This window comes from Ferruginibacter sp. (genome assembly GCF_031391665.1).
GTDB lineage: Bacteria > Bacteroidota > Bacteroidia > Chitinophagales > Chitinophagaceae > Ferruginibacter.
Genome location: NZ_JANMUN010000103.1, coordinates 1 through 23,788 on the forward strand (window position 1 = coordinate 1; position 23,788 = coordinate 23,788).

Sequence of the window (23,788 nt, forward strand, 5' to 3'; positions counted from 1 at the left end):
TAAAGCCCCCTCCGCCCCCTGAAGGGGGAACCAAGGAGGAGATTGATTTTATAGTAGAGCCCCATTCTGAAAGGAGTGGGGCCTTTTTTTTGGGGGATTGTATTATGGTTGAGGCTAATGATTTTAAATATTCAATATTCAATGCTCAATGCTCAATGTTCAATGTTCAATGAAAATGCATAGGGTTGGGATTTGAAGAGTATTTGTTTGCTGGTTTTTATGATATAGGTTTTCTGATTTTAAATGTTCAATGCTCAATTTTCAATTATCAATGTTCAATGAAAATACAGAGGGTTGGGATTTGAATGGTATTTGCTTGCAGGGCTATATTCGATAACATTTAGTTGAATATCAAAGCGTATTATTCTTTTTACAAGTAGCAATACTTTTGGCAATGATGGCAATTAATTCTTCGGTTTCTTTAAATACGCCATCCAATTTTTTTATGGGTTTTATTAATTCTTTTTTAATAATAACTTTTAATGCGGTTCTGCATTCTTTTAATTCCTTCAAAATAACTCCCATTTTATTAATGAAATCTTTGGGAGATTCTGCCGCTTGTGCTTCGCCGTAATTGAAAGTGGGAGAGTGACATGATCTTATTAATTGACCGGCAATATAATTCCCTGACCGTTTATTGGGCAATGCTTCCACTACATCGATCATTCTGCAGGTATAATCTACAAGCCTGTCTTCAAGATCAAATTTTCTACTTTGCATAAATAAAATTTAAAGTACAAAGTATAAAAAAATACTTGATTACAAAAGCTGCAAAGTTGAATATTGAGTATTGAACATTGATCATTGAATATTTTTCCTATGTAGTGAATAAGGCAGCAGGTAAGTAAAGTCATTCAGCTTTCTACTGTAAACTTAATGTTGATTATTTGCCTTTCCGCTTCCAAATCTAATTATCTTATTTTTGCACCCAAAACATTCCCATTGAGCGCTTCTATCTTTTTATTTACGCCGCCGTTTACGCAGTTGAATACTCCGTACCCGGCAACCGCTTATTTAAAAGGGTTTTTAAATACAAAAAAGATAAGCGCTTACCAGGCCGATTTAGGAATAGAGGTTACCATCGCCTTATTTTGTAAAGAAGGGTTACAAAAATTATTTGCATCAATTGATTCAACAAAAGAAATATCTGCCAATGCAAAACGCATTATTGCTTTGCAGGAAGATTATATCAATACCATTGATGCGGTAATATATTTTTTGCAGGGAAAAAATCCGGAGCTCTCCGCATTAATAAGTAAAAGAAATTTTTTGCCCGAAGCCAGCCGCTTTGCACAAACCGATGATTTGCTATGGGCATTTGGCAGTATGGGCAATCAGGATAAAGCCAAACATTTAGCCACATTATATTTAGAAGATTTAAGCGACTTGATTAAAGAATGCGTGGATGAACATTTTGGTTTTAGCCGTTATGCAGAAAAGTTGGGCAGAAGTGCTAACAGCTTTGATGAATTGTACAGCGAGTTGCAAAAAGAATATACCTATTTAGATGAAATATTAATTGATATTTTAGAAAAGCGGATGGCAACGTTGCAACCAAAAATGGTTTGTATCTCTGTACCCTTCCCCGGAAATTTATATACTTCGTTACGTTGCGGTCAATGGATAAAACAAAATTATCAAAACGTAAAAGTTTGTATGGGTGGCGGTTTTGCCAATACTGAATTACGTTCGCTTACTGATAAAAGGGTTTTTGAATTTTATGATTTTATTACTCTTGATGACGGCGAAGCACCAATAGAAAATTTATTTCATTTTATTAATGGAGAAAAAAATATTGCTGCATTAAAAAGAACGTTTACTTTAATTGATGGCGAAGTTCAATATATCAACAACACTGCATGCACCGATTATAAACAAGGGCAGGTAGGTACGCCGGATTACAGCGATTTTTTATTGGATAAATATATTTCGGCAATAGAAGTAGTAAACCCCATGCACAGTTTATGGAGTGATGGCCGCTGGAATAAATTAACTATGGCGCATGGCTGCTATTGGGGCAAATGTACTTTTTGCGATATCAGTTTAGATTATATAAAATTATACGAACCCATCACTGCAGAATTACTCTGCAACCGCATGGAAGAAATTATTGCGCAAACAGGGCAAAATGGTTTTCACTTTGTGGATGAAGCAGCACCGCCTGCATTGATGAGGGCTTTATCTTTAGAAATTATAAAAAGAAAATTAGTGGTAAGCTGGTGGGCCAATATACGTTTTGAGAAAAGCTTTAGCCGTGATTTGTGTTTACTGTTGAAAGCTGCAGGTTGTATCGCTGTTTCGGGTGGATTGGAAGTGGCATCAGACCGATTGTTGCTACTAATTGATAAGGGAATTACTGTTGCACAGGTTGCTAAAGTAAACAAGCATTTTACTGAAGCCGGTATAATGGTGCATGCGTATTTAATGTACGGCTTTCCTACACAAACGGCACAGGAAACTATTGACTCATTAGAAATGGTGCGGCAGTTATTTGAGGCTGGTGTTTTACAATCGGCTTTCTGGCATTTGTTTACCATGACGGCACACAGCCCGGTAGGATTGCACCCTGAAAAATATAAAGTACAAAAACTAACGGAAGCGGTTGGCAGCTTTGCCAACAATGATATTGTTCACCTTGACCCCACCGGCGCCGATCATGAAAGTTTTAGTTTTGGTTTAAAAAAATCTTTATTAAATTATATGCATGCTGCCTGCTTTGATGTGCCGCTGCATAAATGGTTTGATTTTAAAACTCCTAAAACAATTATTGCTGCTGATTATATTTCCAAAGTTTTAACGGAAGAAGAGTATGCAGCTGTAAAACCCAATACAAAAGTGGTTTGGTTAGGTAATGCACCTGCAGTTGAAATTTTTACCAAATCAAAAAAAGGTAATCAATGGGAAGTGTGTTCGTTAACTTTTGAAACAAAAAAAGAAACGCTGGAAATTAAAACAGATAAAGAAGAGGGTTTATGGTTAGCCGCAATGCTGGAAAAATTATCAATAAAAAATATTAAAACTTTTAGTTTGCAGGAAGTAAAAGTTGATTATGAAACTGCAGGGCTTAATGACTTTGAATTATTTTGGGATAATAAACCCGTGAATACTTTGTACAAGGCGGGGTTGCTTCAACTGTAACAGGTTATAAGTTGTCAGCCTGAGCCTGTCGAAGGCGGGTTGATAGGAAGGCTGTCTCTTTTTAACATGAGTCCGGCTTCGACAAGCTCAGCCTGACAGTTTTTATAGTTTGCTACTTATACATTTTAAAATGGTTAGAAAAAAATATCAGCCCTCTTTAATATTTTTATTTCATCTCCCACACTAATAAAACCATTTAGCTGCTGCAAAACGTTTTGCCCAAAATAAATTTTATTATTTTTCATGCGGTAAGTAGCCAGTGTAGTTAAAGGTTCTTTTCCTTTTTTGGAAGTTTGCTGGTTAATTGTGGTCATTACACAACGGGAGCAGGGTTTTACGCCAAGAAAATTAATTTCATTAATTGTAAATTCCCTCATCTCATCTTCGATATGTGCATGGCCACCTGTAAAAACTATGTTTGGCCTAAACCGGTTCACAGGCAATGGTTCCAATAATTTTTCATTCAGATTATCCAGCGAAGATTGCCCTATCATTAATAAAGGATAGCCATCTGAAAAAGAAGTAATCTCTTCGTTGCCTGCATATCTTTTATCTACTAAACGCTTTGTATTTTCAGGCATGTAAACCAATTTACAATTTATCTGCAGCATAGTACTAAACCATTCGTTGCATAAATTATTTACTACAATTGCATCACAAATATCATCCCATACTTGTACTTTAATTAGTTCATTATTTTCATTTGTAAATGGAATGGTGATGAAAAGTGAAGGATCATTTTTATGAAACACTTCAATGCCTATTACGGTTTCGGCAGTTTGTAATAAAGCCATTTTCGGATGGGTGCGTTGCGATAAAAATAAATTGTTTTCATCCACCAGCATCCACCTTCTGTCGTGTTTAAATCCTGTGCTGGTTATTTCTGCCGTTTGCAGGCTAAAACCTCCCAGCGATTTTATGGGATAGACAAATAAATGAGTTACCTGTATCATTGCACAAATTTATATTTTTTTATATTGATTTAGTTTTATTGTAATTTTAAAATAAAAATGAAACCAAGTGTAACCATTGAGTATTGCCCAAAATGCCATTGGCTTTTACGTGCCGCTTACATGGCGCAGGAACTATTAATCACTTTTGCGGATGAAGTTGGAGCAGTTACACTTAAACCCAGCGAAGTAAACGGACGTTATATTATTTATATTGATGAAAAAAAAATTTTCGACAGAAAAGAATATGGCGGCTTTGCCGAAATAAAAGAGATAAAGCAAATGATAAGAGATGTAGTGGCACCGGGAAAAAGTTTGGGGCATACTGATACGCCTGCGCATCATCAAAGCTGAAGCAGGAATTTGTAATTAGTAACCTGTCTGCCGACAGGCAGGTTTGGAATTAGGTATTAAATTAAAACTGCTTCCCAATTTTAATCAACTACTAAACTAATCAACCAGTAAACCAATTAACCAATCAACAACCTCATGCTGGGAATAATTCTTTGCGGTGGACAAAGCAGCCGGATGGGCAGCGACAAGGGGCTATTAGTGCATGAAGCAAAAACATGGGCACAAACTGCTTTTGAAAAACTGAGTGCCATAAATATTCCCATAAAATTTTCGGTAAATGAAAAGCAGCAAAATGATTATGCAAAAGTTTTTGCAAGCGATGTATTGATCGTTGATAATACTGCACTTGATATTCACGGGCCATTGCTTGGCGTATTATCGGCGCATTTACAAAATCCTGATGATGATTTATTTTTACTGGCCTGCGATCTGCCTTTAATGGAAACTAATCTTTTAAAAGAATTATTTGCACTGTATCAGCAGAGTAAAAAATACGAAGCCTATATTTTTACCAATAATAAAGAGCAGGAACCGTTGTGTGGCATTTATACTGCGGCTGCTTTAAAAAAAATTACAGGGTTACAGCAAAAAAATAAATTAACAAGGCACAGCATGAAATTTATTTTAAGCCAAATGATAGTTTGCGAAATTACATTGCTCGATAATCAAAAAGCATATTTCCGCAATTTTAATGCACATGCAGATATTAATGGCTTATAAGCCCAAAGCCGATTTACTTATTTTATTGAAATTTTCTTTTCCTCCTTCACACAGGCTGCATACATAAGTTGCAGGTAATTTTTCAAATGTTGTTCCTGCTGGTATTGCATTATCCGGTTCACCTGCAATTGGGTCATACACTGTTTTACAATTGCTGCATTGATAAACATATTCTTCAGCTATCTTTTCTTTAATTGGTTTTACAGCTACATTGCCGGCAGATTTAGTTTTATTCAGTCCGGCACGGTAGTTATTAAATTTTAAAACGCTCCTGCGAAGTTGCTCGGGCAAAACTATTTTTGGGTTGCCGCTGCTGAAAATTTCTTCTGTTCTTTCGTTAGGATTAAAATCTTTCGCACATAAAATATCATACACTTTAAAAAGCTTTATACCCAAAACATCAACCAAATATCTTTTGCGTACCAATATGCTGCTGAATATTTCACTTTTCTTTCTTGTTTTTATACCAATGCAAATGCCAAACGTACGGGTATCATCAATACTTAAATGTTTAACCAGATAATTTTTTAATTCCAGGCCTTCCATACAATTGTCTTCTACCTGAAAATTTAATTCATTGGCAGCATGCCGCATATTAATTTGAAATTTTTCCAGTAAGGAATTCCAGCTGCCTTTATCTTTTTCTTCAATGCCCTTTATCATTATTGTTTTCCAGGCGGTGCAGCAAAGCTGGCCCAGCTTGGTTTGCAGGCAAAGCTTGCAAACGCTTTTTAAAAATTCAACATTAAATAATTCATCCCTGCGGTAAATACCCAGCCAGTATTTATTATCGTAGCGGTTAAGGCCTTCGTAATACGGTAAATTAAATTGTGGCAGTTCAGCCTTTTTTTCTGCAGGTTTAATGTTTAAATTTTCTGTAGGTATTGATGAAAATAAAATGTTGCCATCAGCATTCACATTATCAATATAAGCAGATGGATTAGCAATAATCAATTGCTCTATTGATTTTGTTAATTTAGGAATATCGTTGGTGTAACACAACTGGTACCACTCGTAAATAATATTTGTTTTTGGAAAACGGATGATCAAATGCCAGTAGTGCTGCGATTCGGATGCGGCTATCCAGTTGATATTACCGGTAAGCATGGGCGTAAAACTCTGGTTACTGTCGCAGATATTTACTTTTAATGTGGGTGTATAATCAATGGCATCAAAAATATCTTTGTAAACGCCTTCGCTGAGCCAGGTATTGCGGATAAAAATATCTTCGGCAGGGTAAGAGCTGATGATGTTGGGAAATTTACTGCTGTCAGTTTCAAAAGAAATATTCAGTTTTTCCAACTCCTCCGTAAAATCAGGAATGCTGTAACTTTCTAAATCTATTAATAATTGCTGGCGCAAACCAAAGCGGACATACTGCACTTTACTTTTAGCTGCCGCAAGTAAAATATTATATAAATCTCCGGGAGAAATGATACCACCACGAAAATTAATAGAAATAATATTAGGCATGATAATGAATGATTAGTTGTGAATGGTCAATGGTAATACAAATTGAATTTACAACGTTACTGCTAAATTTTTACAAACCAAACTCTTTAACGGCTTTATGGAAATTTTTATTTTCATGCCCGGGCCTGCATAGTTTTAGTAAGGTATAGCGTTGCAGGTTGGTAAGGTTTTTCCATTTACCGGGTGTAATATTTACATCAAATTCTTTTGCTTTTTCAAAAAGTATAACAGGAATAATGGAAAGATTTGCCCAACCTGGTTTTGCATCAATTGGTAATGCTGTTGGTTTACCGCCTGTATTTTTTTCTATTAATTGGGATAGATGATTATGATACAGTTTTATTTCTTCATTGGTGGATGAAGGAAGCAATGCCAGCTGGAGTCTTTCTTCTATTTTAAATTTACTCCACTCCGCTAATTTTAATTTTATACCAGACGCATCCATTTTAAATCGCACAATCATGGGAATGCAGCGTATATTTTCCTCTACAAAATCTTCTTCAAAATTAAAAAAACCTCTTTCTCCCGAAGCTGGATTAAGAAACTTATGATACAAGTCTGTTTCATTAATACTTCCTGAATCTGCAAGCGAAGCATCGAATTGAAGTTCTTCGTCAGCTGGCGGAGACAGGGGTTTCTTCATACAAACACTTTCTTCCAACCCCTCATATTGGTCGTAATTAGGAATAGTTTTATACCCTGCATTTTTATACAATGTTGTTGCAGGTATAAAGTGTACGCTGGTTTCTAAAATGGTATTTTTAAAACCTAACGTTACAGCCCAGTTTTCTAATTCAAGCAAAACATTTTTTGAAAGGCCTTTGCCACGATGCTCTTTTACCACAAACATTCTTTTTATTTCAACCGTATCAGCATTGTATTGTTTAAAACAACCACTTGCTGCAGGTTGATCATTTATATAAATCAACACTACAGTGTTTAGGTCTGGCACTTTATTGTATTGGTCATATTGTGCCTGGTCTTCCTGCAGCTCATTCCACAATTCATGGTCCAGTTGCTTAATCAGCCACTGAAAATCTTTGTCATTAGAAGTTGTTCGTTTTATAAAATGCTCTTGCATAATAGTTGATAATGTGCTCTGCCTTTGGCAGGTTATTTTTTAGCCACGGATTACACAGATTTGCACGGATTGTTTTTATCTATTTTTGTTTTCATCTGTGAAAATTTGTGGAATCCGTGGCTACATTTTTGTATTTCTCTAAGTTACTAAAATCCCGTCTTCTTTTTTTATCACATTTACGTAACCATCCAAAATAGTTTTTACTTCGGGCCTGCAACTGCCACAGCCCATACCTGCACCGGTAAGCTGGCATAATTGTACATGATCTTTACAACCTTCTTTAATTTTGTTAATCAAATTTCCTTCGCCTACATTATTGCAACTGCAAATTAATTTGCCAATTACCGGTTCGGGTGCTTTGCCGCTGCGTAACAATTGCAGGCGTTTTTCACTCAGCTCCAGTTTATTGTCGATCAGATTTTTGAATTCTAAAAATTCATTTTTATCACCGATTAAAATTGCTCCAACTAATTTATCGTTGTGTACAATACATTTTTTATAATAGCGCTTTGCCCGGTCTAAAAAAATAATTTCTTCATAAGCCGGATCGTTGTTGGGTATTTCGGCAAGGCCTAAAGAACATAAATCGGTACCATGCATTTTTAAAATATTCATCAGTAAACTGCCACTGTAATGTTTAGAAATATCGCCGCATAAAAAGCGGGCAACAATTTCGGCCTGCTGTTCTGCAGCGGCAGTAATGCCATATAGAAATCCTTTAAACTCAGCGATTTCTCCAATGGCGTAAATATCTTTTTCACCTGTACGTAAATATTCATCAACCACAACACCTCTTTTACAATCTATGCCTGCAACTTTTGCCACTTCAATATTTGGTACCGTACCAATAGCAATAACTAAAGCCTGGCAATTAATATGCAAACCACTTTTTAAACGTACTCCCGAAATATTTTTTTCTCCTAAAAAACGATCTATCTCATCGTTATAAAAAATTTCAATGCCTTTACTGGTTAATTCTTCATGCAACAGCTGACTGCCCAAAGGATCTAATTGTCTGTCCATTAAACGGGAGATACGTTGTATGATGGTAACTTTTATACCCACTTCAATCAGCGATGCTGCCAGTTCAATCCCTAATAAACCACCGCCAACAATAATTACTTTTTCTTTTGCAACATCCACATGATTTTTAAAATCATCCGCATCATTGCGGCTACGCATGGTAAAAATTCCCTTAAGCTTTGGAACATCTTTCAGCATGAAGGCCCTGCTGCCAGTGGCCAACAGCAATACATCGTAAAAGTGTGTAACGCCATTGCTGTCAGTAACACTCTTGTTTTCTTTGTCAATTTTTTCAATACTAACACCACGGTGTAATTTTATCCGGTGGTCCATCTCTTCATCATCACTCATCTTTATTAAATTATGCCAGGGCAAAACGCCGCTGATATAATCTGGAAGAAGTACCCTGTTGTAAAAAGGAAAATCTTCTTTGCTGAACACTTCAATATCATCTTCAGTATTTAGTGCACGGTAACTTTTTACAAAACCACAAGCCCCTGCACCGGCACCCACAACAATTATTTTTTGTTTTGCTTTTTTGTACAACTGTACTTGTACGGCGCTAAATTTAAAATCGGGTTCTTTGCTTTTTGGGTCAACTAAATTGTTGGTAAGATTATTTGCCCTGTTTAAATCGCTGTTTAAAATTTTGCCCCAGTGCATCGGCATAAATACTACGCCGGCCTTTATATCCTGACTAAATTTTGCTTTGACCCTAACATTGCCCCGATGGTTAAATATTTCTATAACATCATTGTCTTTAATTTTTCTTTTAGCTGCATCCGCAGGATTGATTTCTAAAAAAGATTCGCTGATATGCTGATTGAGTTTATTTACTTTACCCGTTTTACTCATCGTATGCCATTGGTCACGAATCCGCCCGGTAGTGAGTATCAGCGGATGTTCAGGTGTTAACGCCTCCGATTTATTTTCATCACTAAATGAATGAATGTTGGCTTTTTTATCAGGCGTAAAAAATTTATGATCCGTAAATAATCTCGGTGTGCCAAAATTCTTTTCATTACTTTTTGCCCATTGCCCATTGCCTATTTTCTTATACGGCCATTGCACTGCTCTCTTCTCTTTCAATATCTCATAACTCAATCCGCTGATGTCAATATTAGTTCCTTCAGTTAATGCAGCATGCTCAGCATATATCTCTCCAAAGTTTTTATAATCAAAACCATGGTAGCCCATTTTTTTTGCAAACCGGCAAATAATTTCTGCATCGGGCAATGCTTCGCCGGGGGCATCAGTAATTTTATTTAAGTAAGAAATATAACGTGCCGCATTGGTCATCGTACCTTCTTTTTCCGTCCACGAAGCAGCAGGCAAAACCACATCGGCATATTGCAATGTTTCTACTTTATTACTCACATCCTGCACTACTACAAATTTTGCTTTCTTCAATCCAGCTTCTGCAACACGTACGTTTGGCAAACTTGTAAGTGGGTTAGTGCATAAAATCCAAATCGCTTTTAATTTACCATCATTCAATGCATCAAACATCTCGGTGGCGGTTAGCCCGGGTGTTGGTTTGATGGTACCTAATGGAATTTGCCAAAATTTTTCCACCTCATTGCGGTGTGTTTCATTTAATAAATCACGGTGTGCAGGTAATAAATTACTTAAGCCGCCAACTTCTCTGCCGCCCATTGCATTCGGCTGACCAGTCAATGAAAACGGCCCTGCGCCTGGCTTTCCTATTTGCCCGGTAATTAAATTTAAATTGATAAGAGATAAATTTTTATTGGTGCCCACCACACTTTGATTCAATCCCATCGTCCACATGGTAATAAAACCTTTGGCATTGCCAATATATAAAGCCGCCAAGCGAATATCATTTTCGCTAACACCACAAATGATTGCCGCTTCTTCTACAGTTCTTTCAAAAACAGTTTCTTTATATTGTACAAAACCATTGGTGTTGTCATTAATAAAATCAAAATCAATTTTTCCTTCTTCAATTAAACATCTTCCAATAGCATGGTGCAAAGTAATATCTGTACCGGGATTTAATTGTAAATGCACATTGGCCAAAGAACAGGTTTGTGTTTTACGTGGGTCGCTTACAATAATTTTTATGTCAGGATTTTTTTCTCTCGCCGTTTCCACTCTTCTCCATAAAATGGGATGGCACCAGGCAGGGTTTGCACCTGCAACAAAAATCACGTCACACAATTCCAAATCATCATAGCTCACCGGCACGCTGTCTTCACCCAAACTCATTTTATAACCTACCACTGCACTGCTCATGCACAGGCGGCTGTTAGTATCAATATTATTACTACCAATAAATCCTTTTATCAATTTATTTACAACATAATATTCTTCTGTTAAGCATTGTCCGCTTGCATAAAAAGCAACACTGTCCGGTCCGTATTTATTTATAAAAGTTTTAAAAACTGCCGCAGTTCTTTCCAATGCCGTATCCCAACTCACTCTTTGCAATGGCATATTTTTATTGTACCGCATTTGAGGAAATAATAACCGGTCGCTTTTATCATTTACGGTATGATGGAGGTTCATTCCTTTACTGCACAACATGCCTTTATTTACAGGATGGCTTTCATCACCTTTAACTGTAATATTGTTATGAACATCTTTGGTTACCACAATGCCGCAGCCTACGCCGCAGTAGCAGCAGGTAGAAGCCCCCCCGCCCCCCGAAGGGGGGATTAAGGCAGCCTCTTTTATTTTTTTGGAATCAATCAAAATTTTTATCTTTTATTTTTTTGAACCAAGCTGAAGTTTCTTTATTAAACTTCATTGGCGTCGCACTCTTGTGCATTAATTCTTTATTCATCTTTAATTATGTTTTATTAAAAGCATAACTAAAAACGATATTTTATGCCAACGCCGCAGTCGGTTGAAGTTCTTCAACGGCTGTTGGTTTTGTAAATCTTGTTACCAAAACTATCAGGGAAACCGCAATAGCAATGTAGCCGATATAACTAAAGGCATCCAAGTAAGTAATGTTTTTGCTTTTAAATAAAAAGCCAAACATCATACCGCCCAAATTTCCTCCTGCACCAACAATACCTGCAACAAGGCCACCATTTTTTTCATTAATAAAAGGAGTAATAGCATAAGTAGTACCGTTAGCCATTTTTAAAAACAACGCAAATGAAATCATAGAAAAAATTGCCATGCCGAAAGAACCCGATTGAGCAAACATCAGCAATCCTAATCCTTCTAATAATAAAACACTTGCAAGTAAAACGCCTTTGCCTCTCATGCCAAATTTCTTTCCTACTTTATCTGCAAATATTCCGCCGAGTGCACGTGCAAAAATATTCATAAAGCCAAACATGCCTGCCCAAAAGCCTGCGCTGCTCTGGCTAAGTTTATACTCCTGTACAAAGTGCAATGCAGCCACATTATCAAATGTAATTTCCATACCAAAGCAAACAGCGTAGGCTAAAGACAATGCCCAAATTCTCCAGTCTTTTAAAACACTGTAATCTGTTTTTCCTTTTACAGCTTTTAATTTATTTATCTCATCATAATTACCAGCCGCTGTATCTTTTGTATAACGGTAATAAAAAAATGCCATCACCAGCATCATTACTCCGGGTACAATCATTGCGTAGCGCCATGCATCATGTTTAGTATAACCAAAGCCAACAATAGCTGCAAAAATTAATGGCATAATCATATTGGTTACACCGCCACCTAAATTGCCCCACCCACCAGCAACTGCATTGGCTGTACCTTTTATATTTGCAGCAAACATTTGCGAAGTATGAAATTGTGTAATTACAAATGATGCTCCAACGATGCTGATAGCTAATCGGAATAATAGAAACGAAGTATAATCTTTTGCAAGGCCCACACACATAACCGGTATAGCACCAATTAATAATAATGCTGTATAAGTTTTACGTGGCCCCCAGGTGTCACATAACCTGCCAATTAATAAACGGGCAATAATGGTTGCGGATACAGAAGCTATAATAATATTTCCTATCTGCCCTTTATCTAAATGTAAATCTTCTTTAATGGTGGGCATCAGCGGTGCTAAACCAAACCAGCCAAAGAAACAAACAAAAAAGGTGAGCCAGGTAATATGAAAAGTTTTCATCTGGATACCTTTGCCAGAAAATATATTGAGCTTAGTGAGTGGTTGATTATTTATTATTGATGACATACTGATTGTTTTTAAAGATTAAATTAAAATGCGATGCAGTGCCCTTACTTAAAGAGAAATTCTGGTTTAATACTTATCATTACATAACTCCATAAGCCGGTTAATTTTGCCGTGCCCGGTGTAATGGCTTTTGCATACTCCATACTTTTTGCAGCAGCCATTGCACATAAACCAAATTCCACATTGGTTATTTTATTTAAAGCATAACTGCTGACGAGATCAAATTCGCTGCCGATATATTTTTTAATTGCATTACCGTTTACATCTTTCATGTCTTTTGCCAAACAGAAATAATGATAATCTAAACCGGTTGTAAACCTTTTATTTTTACTGCTATATTTAACTTTAAAAAAAGGATCGCTTAAACCTCCTGCGGGAGAACCTGTGCCTACATAGAAGTAATCCATATAGCCCCAGAATTTATGCGGAGTGCCATATAAAGGGTCGAAGCGGTGATTGGTAGTAGAACTTGAAAAGGCATCGTTACCACTTACGTAATCCCAACCCAATGTATAAGTAAATTTCTTTTTAGTAAATGATAATGTAAGGGTAGAAGTATAGGCACTTAAACTATTACCATCTTTATCATTACCGCCCTGGTAGTATGCACCAGCTGTTACTGAAAGTGTTTTCTTTTTATCCAGCAGACTGCTAACTAATAAGCCTGTAGTAATACGGCTGTTTACTCCTTTTTGGTTAAACCTTCTGCCATACACATAACCATTGCCGCTTGCAGTAGAAGTTATTACAGAGTCTAAAATATATTTCCCAAAATGATCGGCTAAAAACAAGCCGCTTACTTTAGTGTTTTTAAAAGTTTTTGCGGCATATAAATATTGCAGTGCTTTATAATTTTGGTTCATGCCATTGGTAGAAGGTGCATTTACAAAAGCTGGATTACCTGTTTTGCTGCTGTTGCCAGTGCCATTCATTAAAGGAATTAATCCGGCAGGTGTAGCAACTAAAAAACCTTTACTGTCTTTTACAAAGGGAGATATATTCGCCGGCGTATAATAAGTGCCGTTGTAATTAAATACATCGCTGTTTTGATTGAATGCAAAACCGGCATCTAACTGTAAGCTTTTATTCAATAATTTAAAAACTACTGCATCATGGCGGCGGGCCTGTTGCAACCAGTCTAAGTTGCCTAATAAACGTACATCATCATAAACCAATTCCTGTCTTCCTAGTTTTACTGCAAAATATTCTACCGCTGATTTTTTGAATGATGTATCTTTTTTGTTGGCTAAAATGATTTCTGCCCATGCTTCATGTAATCCTAATTTGTTACCATCTGCATTGCTGATGGTGGAGGCATCCTGCCCCCAAAGCCGAACATCTTGTAACGATGTTTGTAAAATAATCCTGTTTGTTTTGTAATTAAATGTAAGCCTGCTTCTTTGTGAAGTAAAAAAAGCAGCGTCGTTAGCGGCAGGCTTTAGCGTGCCCACGCCATTTCTGTATTCTGTACGGGTTCTTATTTGTCCTGTTACCAAAAGCTGTGCATTGGCCTGGTAAAAAGATAAAACCGCAAGAGTAAGAAGCGTAATGCTTTTTAATGCTTTTAATTTTTTCTTCATAATTTTGTTTTGGTTTTAAATTGTTTGCAATTTGGAATCGACTTCAGGCCCGGTTAGACCTCAATTCTGCCGGGTCTTTTTTGCTTCTAAACGAAGCGGCATTGCTACTTTACCATAATTTTTTTTTAATGATTAACAATATTGTTTCAGTCATGATTCATACAGCATAATATTTTTTATTCTACTCCGATAAATACTTTTCCATCTTCTACTTTTACCGGATAGGTTTTAATAGCACATTCATCACCACTTAAACACTCGCCTGTTTTTAAGGAGAAAGTTTTTTTATGAAACGGGCAGGCCACTTTTGGCTCTTCGGCCTGTGAGCCAATCATACCACGGCTTAAAGCCATTTGCTTACGGTGTGGGCATTCGTTTTGTGTAGCATACCATTCATTTCTCCTGCTAAAATGAAACAAGGCAATTTGTTCTTCATTGTATTTTACACATACACCACCGTTGAAAGGAACATCATTTACGGTGCAGGCAAAAAACCAAGAGCCCCCAACCTCTAAAGGGGAGTTATTCAACGTCTCTAATTTTTCTTCAATCATTTTATAAAATTTTAATCTTCGCTTTTAATGTTCAGTAATGTTACTTCTGTACAAGAGTGTCCTTATTTCCTCAGGATAAACTCTGCCAATGAAGATGATAGAAGCACTGCTGCCGGGTTCAAAAAAAAAATTATTCAGAAACAGTTTTCCAGTCCTTAGCTTTTGTTTGTTCTCTCATCACATCAAATTTCACACTAGGATCTTTTTCTGCAGGCGCATTTACAAAATGTGAAAAACGCTTGCGCAACTCCGGTGTTTCTATGGCTGCTTTCCATTCGCATTCGTAAGTGTTTACATGATTGGCCATGTCAGCTTCCCATTGTGCATTCATGCCTAGTGCATCATCAATCACTACAGTTTTTAAATAGGCAATGCCACCTTCCATTTTATTTAACCAGGTAGCAGTACGGGTAAGCGGATCGGCAGTTTTTACATAAAACATTAAAAAACGGTCGAGATATTTTACACAAGTTTCTTCATCAATATCAGTGGCTAATAATAAAGCATGTTGTGGTTTGCTGCCGCCATTGCCGCATACATAAAGGTTCCAACCTTTTTCGGTGGCGATAATGCCAAAGTCTTTGCTTTGTGCTTCAGCACATTCTCTTATGCAACCGCTAACGCCGCCTTTTAATTTGTGGGGGGATCGAAGGCCACGGTATCTTTCTTCAATCTGAATTGCAAAACTAACACTGTCGTGTAGCCCAAACCTGCACCAGGTACTGCCCACACAACTTTTCACGGTACGTAAACTTTTGCCATAAGCATGGCCGCTTTCAAATCCGGCATCAATCAATTCTTCCCAAATGTTAGGCAGGTCAGATAAATGTGCTCCAAATAAATCTATGCGCTGGCCACCGGTAATTTTTGTGTAGAGGTTATATTTTTTTGCAACCTGTCCAATCACAATTAATTTATCAGGCGTAATTTCTCCACCGGGTATACGGGGTACAACAGAGTAGGTGCCACCTTTTTGTATGTTGGCGAGAAAACGATCGTTACTATCCTGTGCAGTGTCGTTACCTTTCTTTAAAATAATTTCGTTCCATAAGCTTGCTAAAATAGAAGCTACGGGTGGCTTGCATAATTCGCAACCATCACCTTTGCCAAACATATTCAATACGTCATCGTAAGTTTTTAGTTTATTAATTTTTACCAGATCAAACAACTCCTGACGGCTGTAAGCAAAATGCTCACACAATACATTGTGTACAATTTTGCCTGATGCTTTCAGTGTATAAGTAACCAGGTCTTTTATCATGGGCACACAACCACCACAACCAGTACCCGCTTTTGTGCATTTTTTTATTGCATCAACGGTTTCGCAGTTACTTTCTGTAACACTGCTGCATATCATTCCTTTTGTAACTGCTTCGCAGCTGCATATCAATGCATCTTCCGGCAAGCTGGTTACACCTGCACCGGCATCTTCGCCGCCACGGCTTCCTAAAATAACATCTTCGGGATTGGGAGGAAGTACCACTTTATTTTTTACCGTCTGCAACAGCATATTGTATTGCTCTGCATCACCTACTAATATGCCACCCAATAAAGTTTTGCCATCGGCACTTATATTAATACGTTTGTAAATTCCTTTGTTGGTGTCGTTAATAGCAATAGAAGTAATGCCATCGCCGCTAGCAAACGGATCGCCAAAGCTGGCCACATCCACACCAATTAATTTTAATTTGGTGCTCATGTCGTAGGCAGAAAAATGTTTTTCAGCATTGGTTAAATTAGTAGCTACCACATCTGCCATTTCGTAACCCGGAGCAACCAATCCGTAAATCATGCCTTCAAACAAAGCACATTCACCAATGGCATAAATATTTTCGTCGCTGGTTTGTAATTTTTCGTTTACCACAATACCGCCTCTTTGCCCCACCGTTAGTCCGCATAATTTTGCCAGTTCATCACGGGGCTTAATACCTGCAGAAATTACCAGCATGTCCACATCAATTTTGCTGTCGTTTGCAAACTGCATTCCTGTTATACAATCATCGCCTAAAATTTGTGAAGTATTGGTGTTGGTTAAAATTTTTAAACCCAGTGTTTCTAATTTTGCTTTCAATACATTACTTCCAACTTCATCAATTTGCCTTGGCATAAGGCGAGGGGCAAATTCTATTACTGATGTATCGGTAACACCCAAATCTATCATTGCTTTGGCTGCTTCCAATCCTAAAAGTCCGCCGCCAATAACAGCGCCTTTGGTTGCTCTTTTTGCCCAGGCGGTCATCATTTCTAAATCCTCAATTGTTCTATATATAAATACACCATTTTTTTCCGTACCGGGAATTGGTGGAACAAAAGCTGCAGAACCTGTGGCAAGAATTAATATATCGTAAGGAACAGTAAGCCCTTTATGAGAGTCAACGGTTTTTTCTGTTCTGTTGATTTGTGCAATGGGGTCGCCAAGATGAAGGGTGATATTATTTTCGGCATACCAACTGGCCAGTGCCATCAAAAGTTCTTCGGCAGATTTACCGGCGAAATACTCACTCAGGTGTACCCTGTCGTAAGCGGGCCTCACTTCCTCACCAAAGACGGTGATTTTAAAAGAGGAGTTAGAAGATTTGGCTATAAGTTTTTCACAAAACTTATAGCTTACCATTCCGTTGCCAATTATTAGTATATTCATGCTGCAATTTTAAAAAATGAAAAATGCAGCAAGCAATCGAATTGTAATTAAATATATCTAACTTATTTTATGGTCTTTATTTTAAAAAGTAGGTAAAATATATTTTATATCATAAAAATAAGAATTTAAATTTAAAAAACAATTCTAATTTTATTAAATTATAAATATTAAAATTATTACAATATCATAAAAAATACAGGCATATTTATTGTAAAACATTGACTGTAAATATTTTATTTTAAATTTGGACTCTATAAGTTAAAAAATATAAAATGGTATTAAAAAAATATAAATGTGATTTAAAAAGCTGTACGCTTTGCTTATCATGCAATAAAGAATGGTTGCCTGCAATTGATGCCAACAGAAAGGTGTTTCACTTAAAAAAAGGGCAGATGCTGTTTAAAGAAGGCGATGAGGTAAAGGGAATGTTCTTTATTCATTCGGGTTTGATTAAAGTGCATAAACGATGGGATGAGGAAAAAGAAATGATATTACGTTTTGCAAATAAAGGAGCAATTGTTGGACACCGTGGTTTAGGCAGTGATACTGTTTATCCTGTATCGGGTACTGCACTGGCAAGTACTGAAGTTTGTTTTATTGATATGGATTTTTTTACTGCTACATTAAAAGTAAATCCCGATTATATGTATAAGCTGCTGATGTTTTTTGCATCAGAATTAAAAGAATCGGAAAAGCGTATGCGAAACCTGGCCCACATGAGTACAAAAGGCCGCATTGCTTATGCATTAATTACTTTACAGGAAAAATTTGGTAAAGATGAAAATGGGTATTTAAATATTGTTTTATCCCGCCAGGATTTAGCATCCTACACAGGTACCACTTATGAAACTTTATTTAAGATGATGAATGAATTTTCTGCAGAAAATATTTTACGTTTTTCTGAAAAGAAAATTGAAATAATGAATGCAAAAAAACTGGCCCTTGTAATTGAGGGGCAGCAATAAAAAAATCCACAGTGTTAACTGTGGGTCTTAATAATTTAAAACTGCAACGAGTTATGCTTTTTCGTTACAGCTAAACATCCATTGCACACCAAATTTATCGGTGCAGCTGCCAAAGTAATCTCCCCAAAACATATCCTGCAATTCCATTTCAATTTTGCCACCGGCAGAAAGTCCATTAAATAATTTTTTAGTTTCTGCTCTTGTATCGGGTTGCAAGTTTATATAAATATTGTTTCCAAAATTTACTTTAAACCCCATTTGTTCCGGCGCATCGGTGCCCATAAGTTTATGCCCACCCGTTATAAGTAACTCTACATGCATCACCAGGTTTTTTATATCATCACCTGCAGGTGGCATTCCTTCCATTGGTGGCATGTCACCCATACGCCTATGCCGGGTGCTGTAAACTCTCCGCCAAATACTGTTTTGTAAAAATTAAATGCTTCCTCTGTGCTGGTAGCAAAATTTAAATAAGTGCTTACGCTTGCCATAATATTTATTTTTTAAGATTCAACAAATTGTTTTAATGATGTACCCGTAATATAATTCCAGCCTTCTGTAAAACTTTCTTTTGCAAAGTCAGGGTTATTTGCAGGGAATGTTTCTAATCCTGTATGTGTTAATTTTAATTTTGTTTTTTCGCCTTCGGCAGATAATTCAAATGTAACAAATGAATTTCCTTCCAGGCCATCGTAGCGCCAGCTGTAAGTTAATTTTTTTTCTGGAATCACTTCTGTCACTTTACAAAGATGCAAATATTTTTCTCCTTCTTTTCCTTCACCACTAAATTCAAATTCAAAACCCACTTCCGGTTTAAAGTCTGCAATATCAAAATACCATTTTTTCATTTCAGTATTATCTGTTATCGCTTTCCATACTTTTTCAATGGGAGCGTAATAAGTTCTTTCTGTTATCAATGGCTCACTGTTAATCATAATTAATATTTTTTTAGGGGCTAATTATTTTTTATTATTAATAGTTGCAGATTTTATTTTTGCTTTTTTCGCATTTTCTGCAACCCTGTACTTTACGATTTTGGTTACTAAACTTAACGGAAGTGGTTTATCGAGTGGAAATTGTACTGAGCCTTTCCCGCTTTTGTAAATGGATAATTCTTTTTCAAAAGCTTCGTGCCCTGAAGGAGTGCCATAAAAACCGATATGATTTTTATAACCTGCAAAATAAACCAGCACACCGTTGTATTTATATGCAGGCATGGCATAGCTGATGATCTCTTCTGCTTTTGGTGCGGCAGCTTTTATGGTTTTTCTTAATTTTTCCAAAACCTCTTTTACATTTTCAGGAAACTGAAGCAGGTATTCATCTACAGTTTTTGCAGTAACATTTTTATTGATTGCCATGATAAAAAATTTATAATAAAAAAATAAATTTATTGTTTTTCAATATTGACTTTCATATTTACCAGGTTTTGCTGCATATCTTTTCCAACGAGTTTATCCATAAATAAGTTCATCACGTTCATAGGAAATTTTTGTTTCCCCATAAATGTCGTACTCACATTTGTTTGATTATTTGTAACAGCATTTAAAGTTGTTCGGGCATAATTGGTTGCCTCAAAAGGTTTTTTAAAACGTATTTCCACTTCCATACTTTCATTCTCATTAAGTTTAATAATTTCCTGTGCCCCAATGCCTACATTTTTATCATCACTCTTCCATGAAGAAGTAAAACCAACAGTGCCATCTGCGCCAGTGTAAACAATATTTATGTTTGGGTCTTTCATTACCCACACACTGTATTTTTCCTGGTTCCTTATCATTTTAAGGTAATTGAATACTTCTGTTTTAGATTTATTAATGATGATCTGTTTATCCAGCTTAAAATCTTTTTTAATTATAAGGGCAAGTAATAAGAAAAGTATAATGATACTAAGCAGCACCACTAAAATGATAATGAAGATACTCATACTGTTTTATTTAATTTATGATAACTAAAATATGATACCATTAAAATTGCCAGTATGATCAATGGGAAAAAAGCAAAAAATACAATACCATCCACAACAAAATAACTTATGCTGGCACATAAAAAATCGAATGTAAAACCTGCATAAGCCCACTCTTTAATACGCTTGGGCACCTGCGGAATTATTAAAGCCAGCGTTCCTAAAACTTTAAAAACAGTAAGTACTGTAACAAAGTAAACAGGATAGCCTAAATGTGTAAACCCTTCAATAGATTCTTTTTGCTGAGAGAATAATGCTGGCATTACACCTTCAAATAAGAAAATAATAATAGTGGAAACCCAGAAAATAATTTTTGTTGCTTTCATAATAATTTGTTTTTATTTTTTATCTGTAACAATACAATAGGAAGTTATTTCTTTTAATGTACCATTTTCGAACCTGTACACATCGCAGGAAGAAACATGGGTTATCTTGTTTTCTTTATTGATAAATTCGGCAGTGCCATCAATGGCAACACAATTACTATCCGCAATTAAATTGCCCGTAGTAAACTTGGTAGTTACAGTTGCAAAGTAAGCGGCAGTGCTGTCGCAAAATGCAATAACATTTTTTTTGCCTTTTAGTATTTTATCACCTATAATATTCCATACAATATCTTCGGCTAAATAATCGTAGGCGAATTTAAAATTGCCTCCGGAAAATTGCTGGCTTAGTGCTGTGTTTGTTGGTTGCATATTCATTAAATTTTATTCTTTCTTTCCTTTAAAAGCAGCATAAATTGCCATTGCATGGCCATGGCCTAAATCAAAATCTTTTTTTAACCAGGCAACAATTTCTCCGGCCTTTACACCGGGCTTAAGCAGGCCTTTCTTTTCAGCAATTTTTTTAAAATCTTCAGGAGATTTACCTGTTTTTGCTTTAATGTTATCAATATAGGCTTGAAATGACATAATGTTTATTGCTTTTGTTTTTTATCAAAATGTAATAACCAGTTATTTCCAAATTTATCGGTAAGGCCACCAAATAAAGCTCCCCAAAAAGTGCTTTCCAAAGGGTGAACAGATGCACCACCACTGGCGAGCCTTGAATAAAAAGTTTTTATTTCTTTTTCGCTGCCGCAATTAAGCATTAAAGAAACGGAATTTCCTTTTATTAATCCATCTTCACTTACCATATCAGATGCCAGAATTACTAAAGTATCTTTTTTTAGTTCGGCATGCAGTATGCACTCTTTCATTTTTGCGGGCATTTTATCTGCCATTGGCGATTGGCCAATAGTTTGAAATGTTAGTTCTCCACCAAGACAAGTTTTATAAAACGTCATCGCTTGCCGGCAATTGCCATTAAAAGTTAAGTAAGAATTTATTTGTGTCATTTATTTTTTAAAGAATTTTTATTTTAATTATCCGGTAAAACTTCAACATTGCAATTGTATTTTTTTAGCCACTCAATAAAATGCGGCAATGGAATGTTACCGCTATTGTTTACTACACGAAGCAGTTTATCACAATCATCAAGGTCGAAGTTTGCCCGGTAACAGGTAAAGGTTTTGTGTATCAGTTCCACTAAACGATCTGCCTGTTGAGGGCATATAATATTTGTTTTAAAAACTTCAATCATCTTCAAGAATTTTTACAAGGCATAGCATATCTGTGTCATTCAAATATATTTCAAGGCAAAAACCTTTTTTGTCAAGACGTGGATGCAACAATAATTCCTGAAAAGTTTTTGCAACTATTGTTTCATCTTTCATCCAGTTTTTTAAAGTTTTGCTTATGTAGTTTCCTTCAGAAATTATAAATGTTTCGCAACCCAATTTTTCTGCTTCGCCTTCGTAAGCTTCCTCTGCCGCAGCTTTATAAATTATTTTCCCTTCTTTACCCAGGTAGGAGATACCAAAAAAATTTCTACTGCCTGTTGCATTTACTAAAGTATGCAATGTTTGATGCGCTGCTAAAATTCCATCCGGAAAAGATGTTGCTGTTATATAGAACACTTTAATGCTTTTATCTAAAATAAATTTTTCCATAACTGATTAATTAAATTAACAACACAAACATACTTTCATAAGTTGAAATTGAGAATGTGTAAAAACGACCAAAAAAGGGTTGATTGCGACAGAAAGAATTTCTACCTTTATTTTTTAAAATTAATTTACAAAATGAAACATGTATCAATATTAGTTGCAGAAAACGCAGTGATAGAAGCAATAGCCGACCCACGTTATATGTTTACAGCAGTAAACCAATTTTTACAGGCCGAGGGAAAGCCACCATTGTTTAATGTACAGTTAGTGGCAATTAAAAAAGAAGTAAAATTAGATAACAATTTGTTTTCGGTACATGCCGATGCCCTTATAAAAGATATAAAAAAGACTGATCTTATTTTTATTCCTGCATTAAGCGGAGATATAAAAAATGCATTAGAACTTAATAAAGATTTTGTTGGCTGGATACAGGACCAATATTATAATGGGGCAGAAGTGGCCTCACTTTGTATCGGTGCTTTTTTACTGGCATCAACAGGTTTATTAAAAGGCAAGCAATGCAGTACGCACTGGTTGTTCGCCAACGAGTTTAGAAATATGTTTCCGGATGTTGAACTGGTTGATGGAAGTATTATTACAGAGGAAAATGGTTTATACAGCAGCGGCGGCGCCAACAGTTACTGGAATTTATTATTATACCTGGTAGAAAAATATACCAACCGTGATATTGCTATTTTGGCTTCTAAATTTTTTGCTATAGAGATTGACCGCAACAGCCAGAATGCATTTATGATGTTCCAGGGGCAGAAAGAACATGAAGACGATGAGATAAAAAAAGCACAGGAATTTATTGAAGAAAATTATCCTGATAAAATTACAGTTGATAATTTGGCTGATAAATTTGCCATAGGCCGGCGAAGTTTTGAACGCAGGTTTAAAAAAGCTACTAACAATACTGTTGTTGAATATATGCAGCGTGTAAAAATAGAAGCAGCAAAAAGAAGTTTTGAACGCAGCCGAAAAAATATTAATGAAGTAATGTTTGATGTAGGCTATACCGATACCAAAGCCTTTAGGGGCGTATTTAAAAAAATTACGGGGTTGACCCCAATTGAATACCGCAACAAATATAACAAGCAGGCGGAAATGGCAGAAGTATAAGCATTTTTTATAAAATAATAATAAGTAAAATGGTATTACCTGTTAAAGTAATACCATTTTTATTTTTCTCAGGCCAGCGGAGAA

At 36.1% G+C, this 23,788-nt stretch carries 25 protein-coding genes; 5 read left to right on the forward strand and 20 right to left on the reverse strand.

Going from position 1 to position 23,788, the window contains the following annotated elements; all coding sequences use genetic code 11:
* Positions 1-351: 351 nt before the first annotated feature.
* Positions 352-720 (reverse strand): four helix bundle protein, encoded by a 369-nt coding sequence (locus tag ACY651_RS08195; protein ID WP_462251546.1) that lies wholly within the window; start codon positions 718-720, stop codon positions 352-354.
* Between the two features lie 222 nt (positions 721-942).
* On the opposite strand from ACY651_RS08195, the gene ACY651_RS08200 reads away from it, so the two are divergent.
* Positions 943-3,138: a B12-binding domain-containing radical SAM protein gene (locus ACY651_RS08200; RefSeq protein ID WP_462251548.1), complete on the forward strand. Its 2,196-nt coding sequence runs from the start codon at positions 943-945 to the stop codon at positions 3,136-3,138.
* 134 nt (positions 3,139-3,272) lie between these two features.
* Here ACY651_RS08200 and ACY651_RS08205 read toward each other — a convergent pair whose 3' ends face one another.
* Positions 3,273-4,091: an MOSC domain-containing protein gene (locus tag ACY651_RS08205; RefSeq protein WP_462251550.1), complete on the reverse strand. Its 819-nt coding sequence runs from the start codon at positions 4,089-4,091 to the stop codon at positions 3,273-3,275.
* Positions 4,092-4,148: 57 nt separating this feature from the next.
* Between ACY651_RS08205 and ACY651_RS08210 the strand changes: the two genes are divergently transcribed.
* Together ACY651_RS08210 and ACY651_RS08215 are read left to right on the forward strand one after the other, a co-directional pair.
* On the forward strand, positions 4,149-4,442 hold the full coding sequence (locus tag ACY651_RS08210) for an Rdx family protein (RefSeq protein ID WP_462251552.1): 294 nt from the start codon (positions 4,149-4,151) through the stop codon (positions 4,440-4,442).
* Positions 4,443-4,577: 135 nt separating this feature from the next.
* Entirely contained in the window at positions 4,578-5,162 is a 585-nt protein-coding gene (locus ACY651_RS08215; RefSeq protein ID WP_462251554.1) for a molybdenum cofactor guanylyltransferase, read from the forward strand.
* On the opposite strand, the gene ACY651_RS08220 is transcribed toward ACY651_RS08215, so the two are convergent.
* The 7 genes from ACY651_RS08220 to nirB form a co-directional block, all read right to left on the reverse strand.
* Positions 5,157-6,635 (reverse strand): rubredoxin, encoded by a 1,479-nt coding sequence (locus tag ACY651_RS08220; RefSeq protein ID WP_462251556.1) that lies wholly within the window; start codon positions 6,633-6,635, stop codon positions 5,157-5,159. The genes ACY651_RS08215 and ACY651_RS08220 overlap by 6 nt on opposite strands.
* A gap of 70 nt (positions 6,636-6,705) precedes the next feature.
* Complete coding sequence (locus ACY651_RS08225) at positions 6,706-7,716, reverse strand: nitrate reductase associated protein (protein WP_462251558.1); 1,011 nt, start codon at positions 7,714-7,716, stop codon at positions 6,706-6,708.
* A gap of 138 nt (positions 7,717-7,854) precedes the next feature.
* Entirely contained in the window at positions 7,855-11,454 is a 3,600-nt protein-coding gene (locus ACY651_RS08230) for a molybdopterin-dependent oxidoreductase (protein WP_462251560.1), read from the reverse strand.
* Positions 11,455-11,587: 133 nt separating this feature from the next.
* Positions 11,588-12,889 (reverse strand): NarK family nitrate/nitrite MFS transporter, encoded by a 1,302-nt coding sequence (locus tag ACY651_RS08235; protein WP_462251562.1) that lies wholly within the window; start codon positions 12,887-12,889, stop codon positions 11,588-11,590.
* Positions 12,890-12,933: 44 nt separating this feature from the next.
* The gene (locus ACY651_RS08240) at positions 12,934-14,469 is read right to left on the reverse strand and encodes an alginate export family protein (protein ID WP_462251564.1); all 1,536 of its coding nucleotides are present in this window, start codon (positions 14,467-14,469) and stop codon (positions 12,934-12,936) included.
* A gap of 176 nt (positions 14,470-14,645) precedes the next feature.
* Positions 14,646-15,023, reverse strand: coding sequence for a nitrite reductase small subunit NirD (gene nirD / locus ACY651_RS08245; protein WP_462251566.1), 378 nt, complete (start codon positions 15,021-15,023; stop codon positions 14,646-14,648).
* A 130-nt stretch (positions 15,024-15,153) separates the two neighbouring features.
* The gene (gene nirB, locus ACY651_RS08250) at positions 15,154-17,664 is read right to left on the reverse strand and encodes a nitrite reductase large subunit NirB (RefSeq protein WP_462251568.1); all 2,511 of its coding nucleotides are present in this window, start codon (positions 17,662-17,664) and stop codon (positions 15,154-15,156) included.
* A gap of 272 nt (positions 17,665-17,936) precedes the next feature.
* Here nirB and ACY651_RS08255 point away from each other — a divergent pair, with 272 nt between their 5' ends.
* A complete protein-coding gene (locus ACY651_RS08255) occupies positions 17,937-18,629 on the forward strand; it encodes a Crp/Fnr family transcriptional regulator (RefSeq protein ID WP_462251570.1) in 693 nt (230 codons plus the stop codon).
* A 51-nt stretch (positions 18,630-18,680) separates the two neighbouring features.
* On the opposite strand, the gene ACY651_RS08260 is transcribed toward ACY651_RS08255, so the two are convergent.
* From ACY651_RS08260 to ACY651_RS08310, 11 genes are read right to left on the reverse strand one after another with little or no spacing between them, the layout of a single operon-like run.
* Positions 18,681-18,995, reverse strand: coding sequence for a VOC family protein (locus ACY651_RS08260; RefSeq protein ID WP_462251572.1), 315 nt, complete (start codon positions 18,993-18,995; stop codon positions 18,681-18,683).
* Positions 18,962-19,120: a hypothetical protein gene (locus tag ACY651_RS08265; RefSeq protein WP_462251574.1), complete on the reverse strand. Its 159-nt coding sequence runs from the start codon at positions 19,118-19,120 to the stop codon at positions 18,962-18,964. The genes ACY651_RS08260 and ACY651_RS08265 overlap by 34 nt, the downstream gene beginning before the upstream one ends.
* 12 nt (positions 19,121-19,132) lie before the next feature.
* Positions 19,133-19,564, reverse strand: a complete 432-nt coding sequence (locus ACY651_RS08270; protein WP_462251576.1) for an SRPBCC family protein — start codon at positions 19,562-19,564, stop codon at positions 19,133-19,135.
* A 24-nt stretch (positions 19,565-19,588) separates the two neighbouring features.
* Entirely contained in the window at positions 19,589-19,990 is a 402-nt protein-coding gene (locus ACY651_RS08275; RefSeq protein WP_462251578.1) for an iron chaperone, read from the reverse strand.
* Positions 19,991-20,019: 29 nt separating this feature from the next.
* Complete coding sequence (locus tag ACY651_RS08280) at positions 20,020-20,556, reverse strand: SRPBCC family protein (RefSeq protein WP_462251580.1); 537 nt, start codon at positions 20,554-20,556, stop codon at positions 20,020-20,022.
* Complete coding sequence (locus tag ACY651_RS08285) at positions 20,553-20,921, reverse strand: DoxX family protein (protein WP_462251582.1); 369 nt, start codon at positions 20,919-20,921, stop codon at positions 20,553-20,555. The genes ACY651_RS08280 and ACY651_RS08285 overlap by 4 nt, the downstream gene beginning before the upstream one ends.
* 12 nt (positions 20,922-20,933) lie before the next feature.
* Positions 20,934-21,290 (reverse strand): nuclear transport factor 2 family protein, encoded by a 357-nt coding sequence (locus ACY651_RS08290; RefSeq protein ID WP_462251584.1) that lies wholly within the window; start codon positions 21,288-21,290, stop codon positions 20,934-20,936.
* Positions 21,291-21,302: 12 nt separating this feature from the next.
* Entirely contained in the window at positions 21,303-21,506 is a 204-nt protein-coding gene (locus ACY651_RS08295) for a DUF4287 domain-containing protein (RefSeq protein WP_462251586.1), read from the reverse strand.
* A 5-nt stretch (positions 21,507-21,511) separates the two neighbouring features.
* Entirely contained in the window at positions 21,512-21,931 is a 420-nt protein-coding gene (locus ACY651_RS08300) for a VOC family protein (protein WP_462251588.1), read from the reverse strand.
* A gap of 23 nt (positions 21,932-21,954) precedes the next feature.
* Positions 21,955-22,176: a hypothetical protein gene (locus tag ACY651_RS08305; protein WP_462251590.1), complete on the reverse strand. Its 222-nt coding sequence runs from the start codon at positions 22,174-22,176 to the stop codon at positions 21,955-21,957.
* On the reverse strand, positions 22,169-22,585 hold the full coding sequence (locus ACY651_RS08310) for a hypothetical protein (protein ID WP_462251592.1): 417 nt from the start codon (positions 22,583-22,585) through the stop codon (positions 22,169-22,171). Before ACY651_RS08310 ends, ACY651_RS08305 begins: the two co-directional genes overlap by 8 nt.
* Before the next feature lie 132 nt (positions 22,586-22,717).
* On the opposite strand from ACY651_RS08310, the gene ACY651_RS08315 reads away from it, so the two are divergent.
* Positions 22,718-23,704: a GlxA family transcriptional regulator gene (locus tag ACY651_RS08315; RefSeq protein ID WP_462251594.1), complete on the forward strand. Its 987-nt coding sequence runs from the start codon at positions 22,718-22,720 to the stop codon at positions 23,702-23,704.
* Positions 23,705-23,788: the final 84 nt, after the last annotated feature.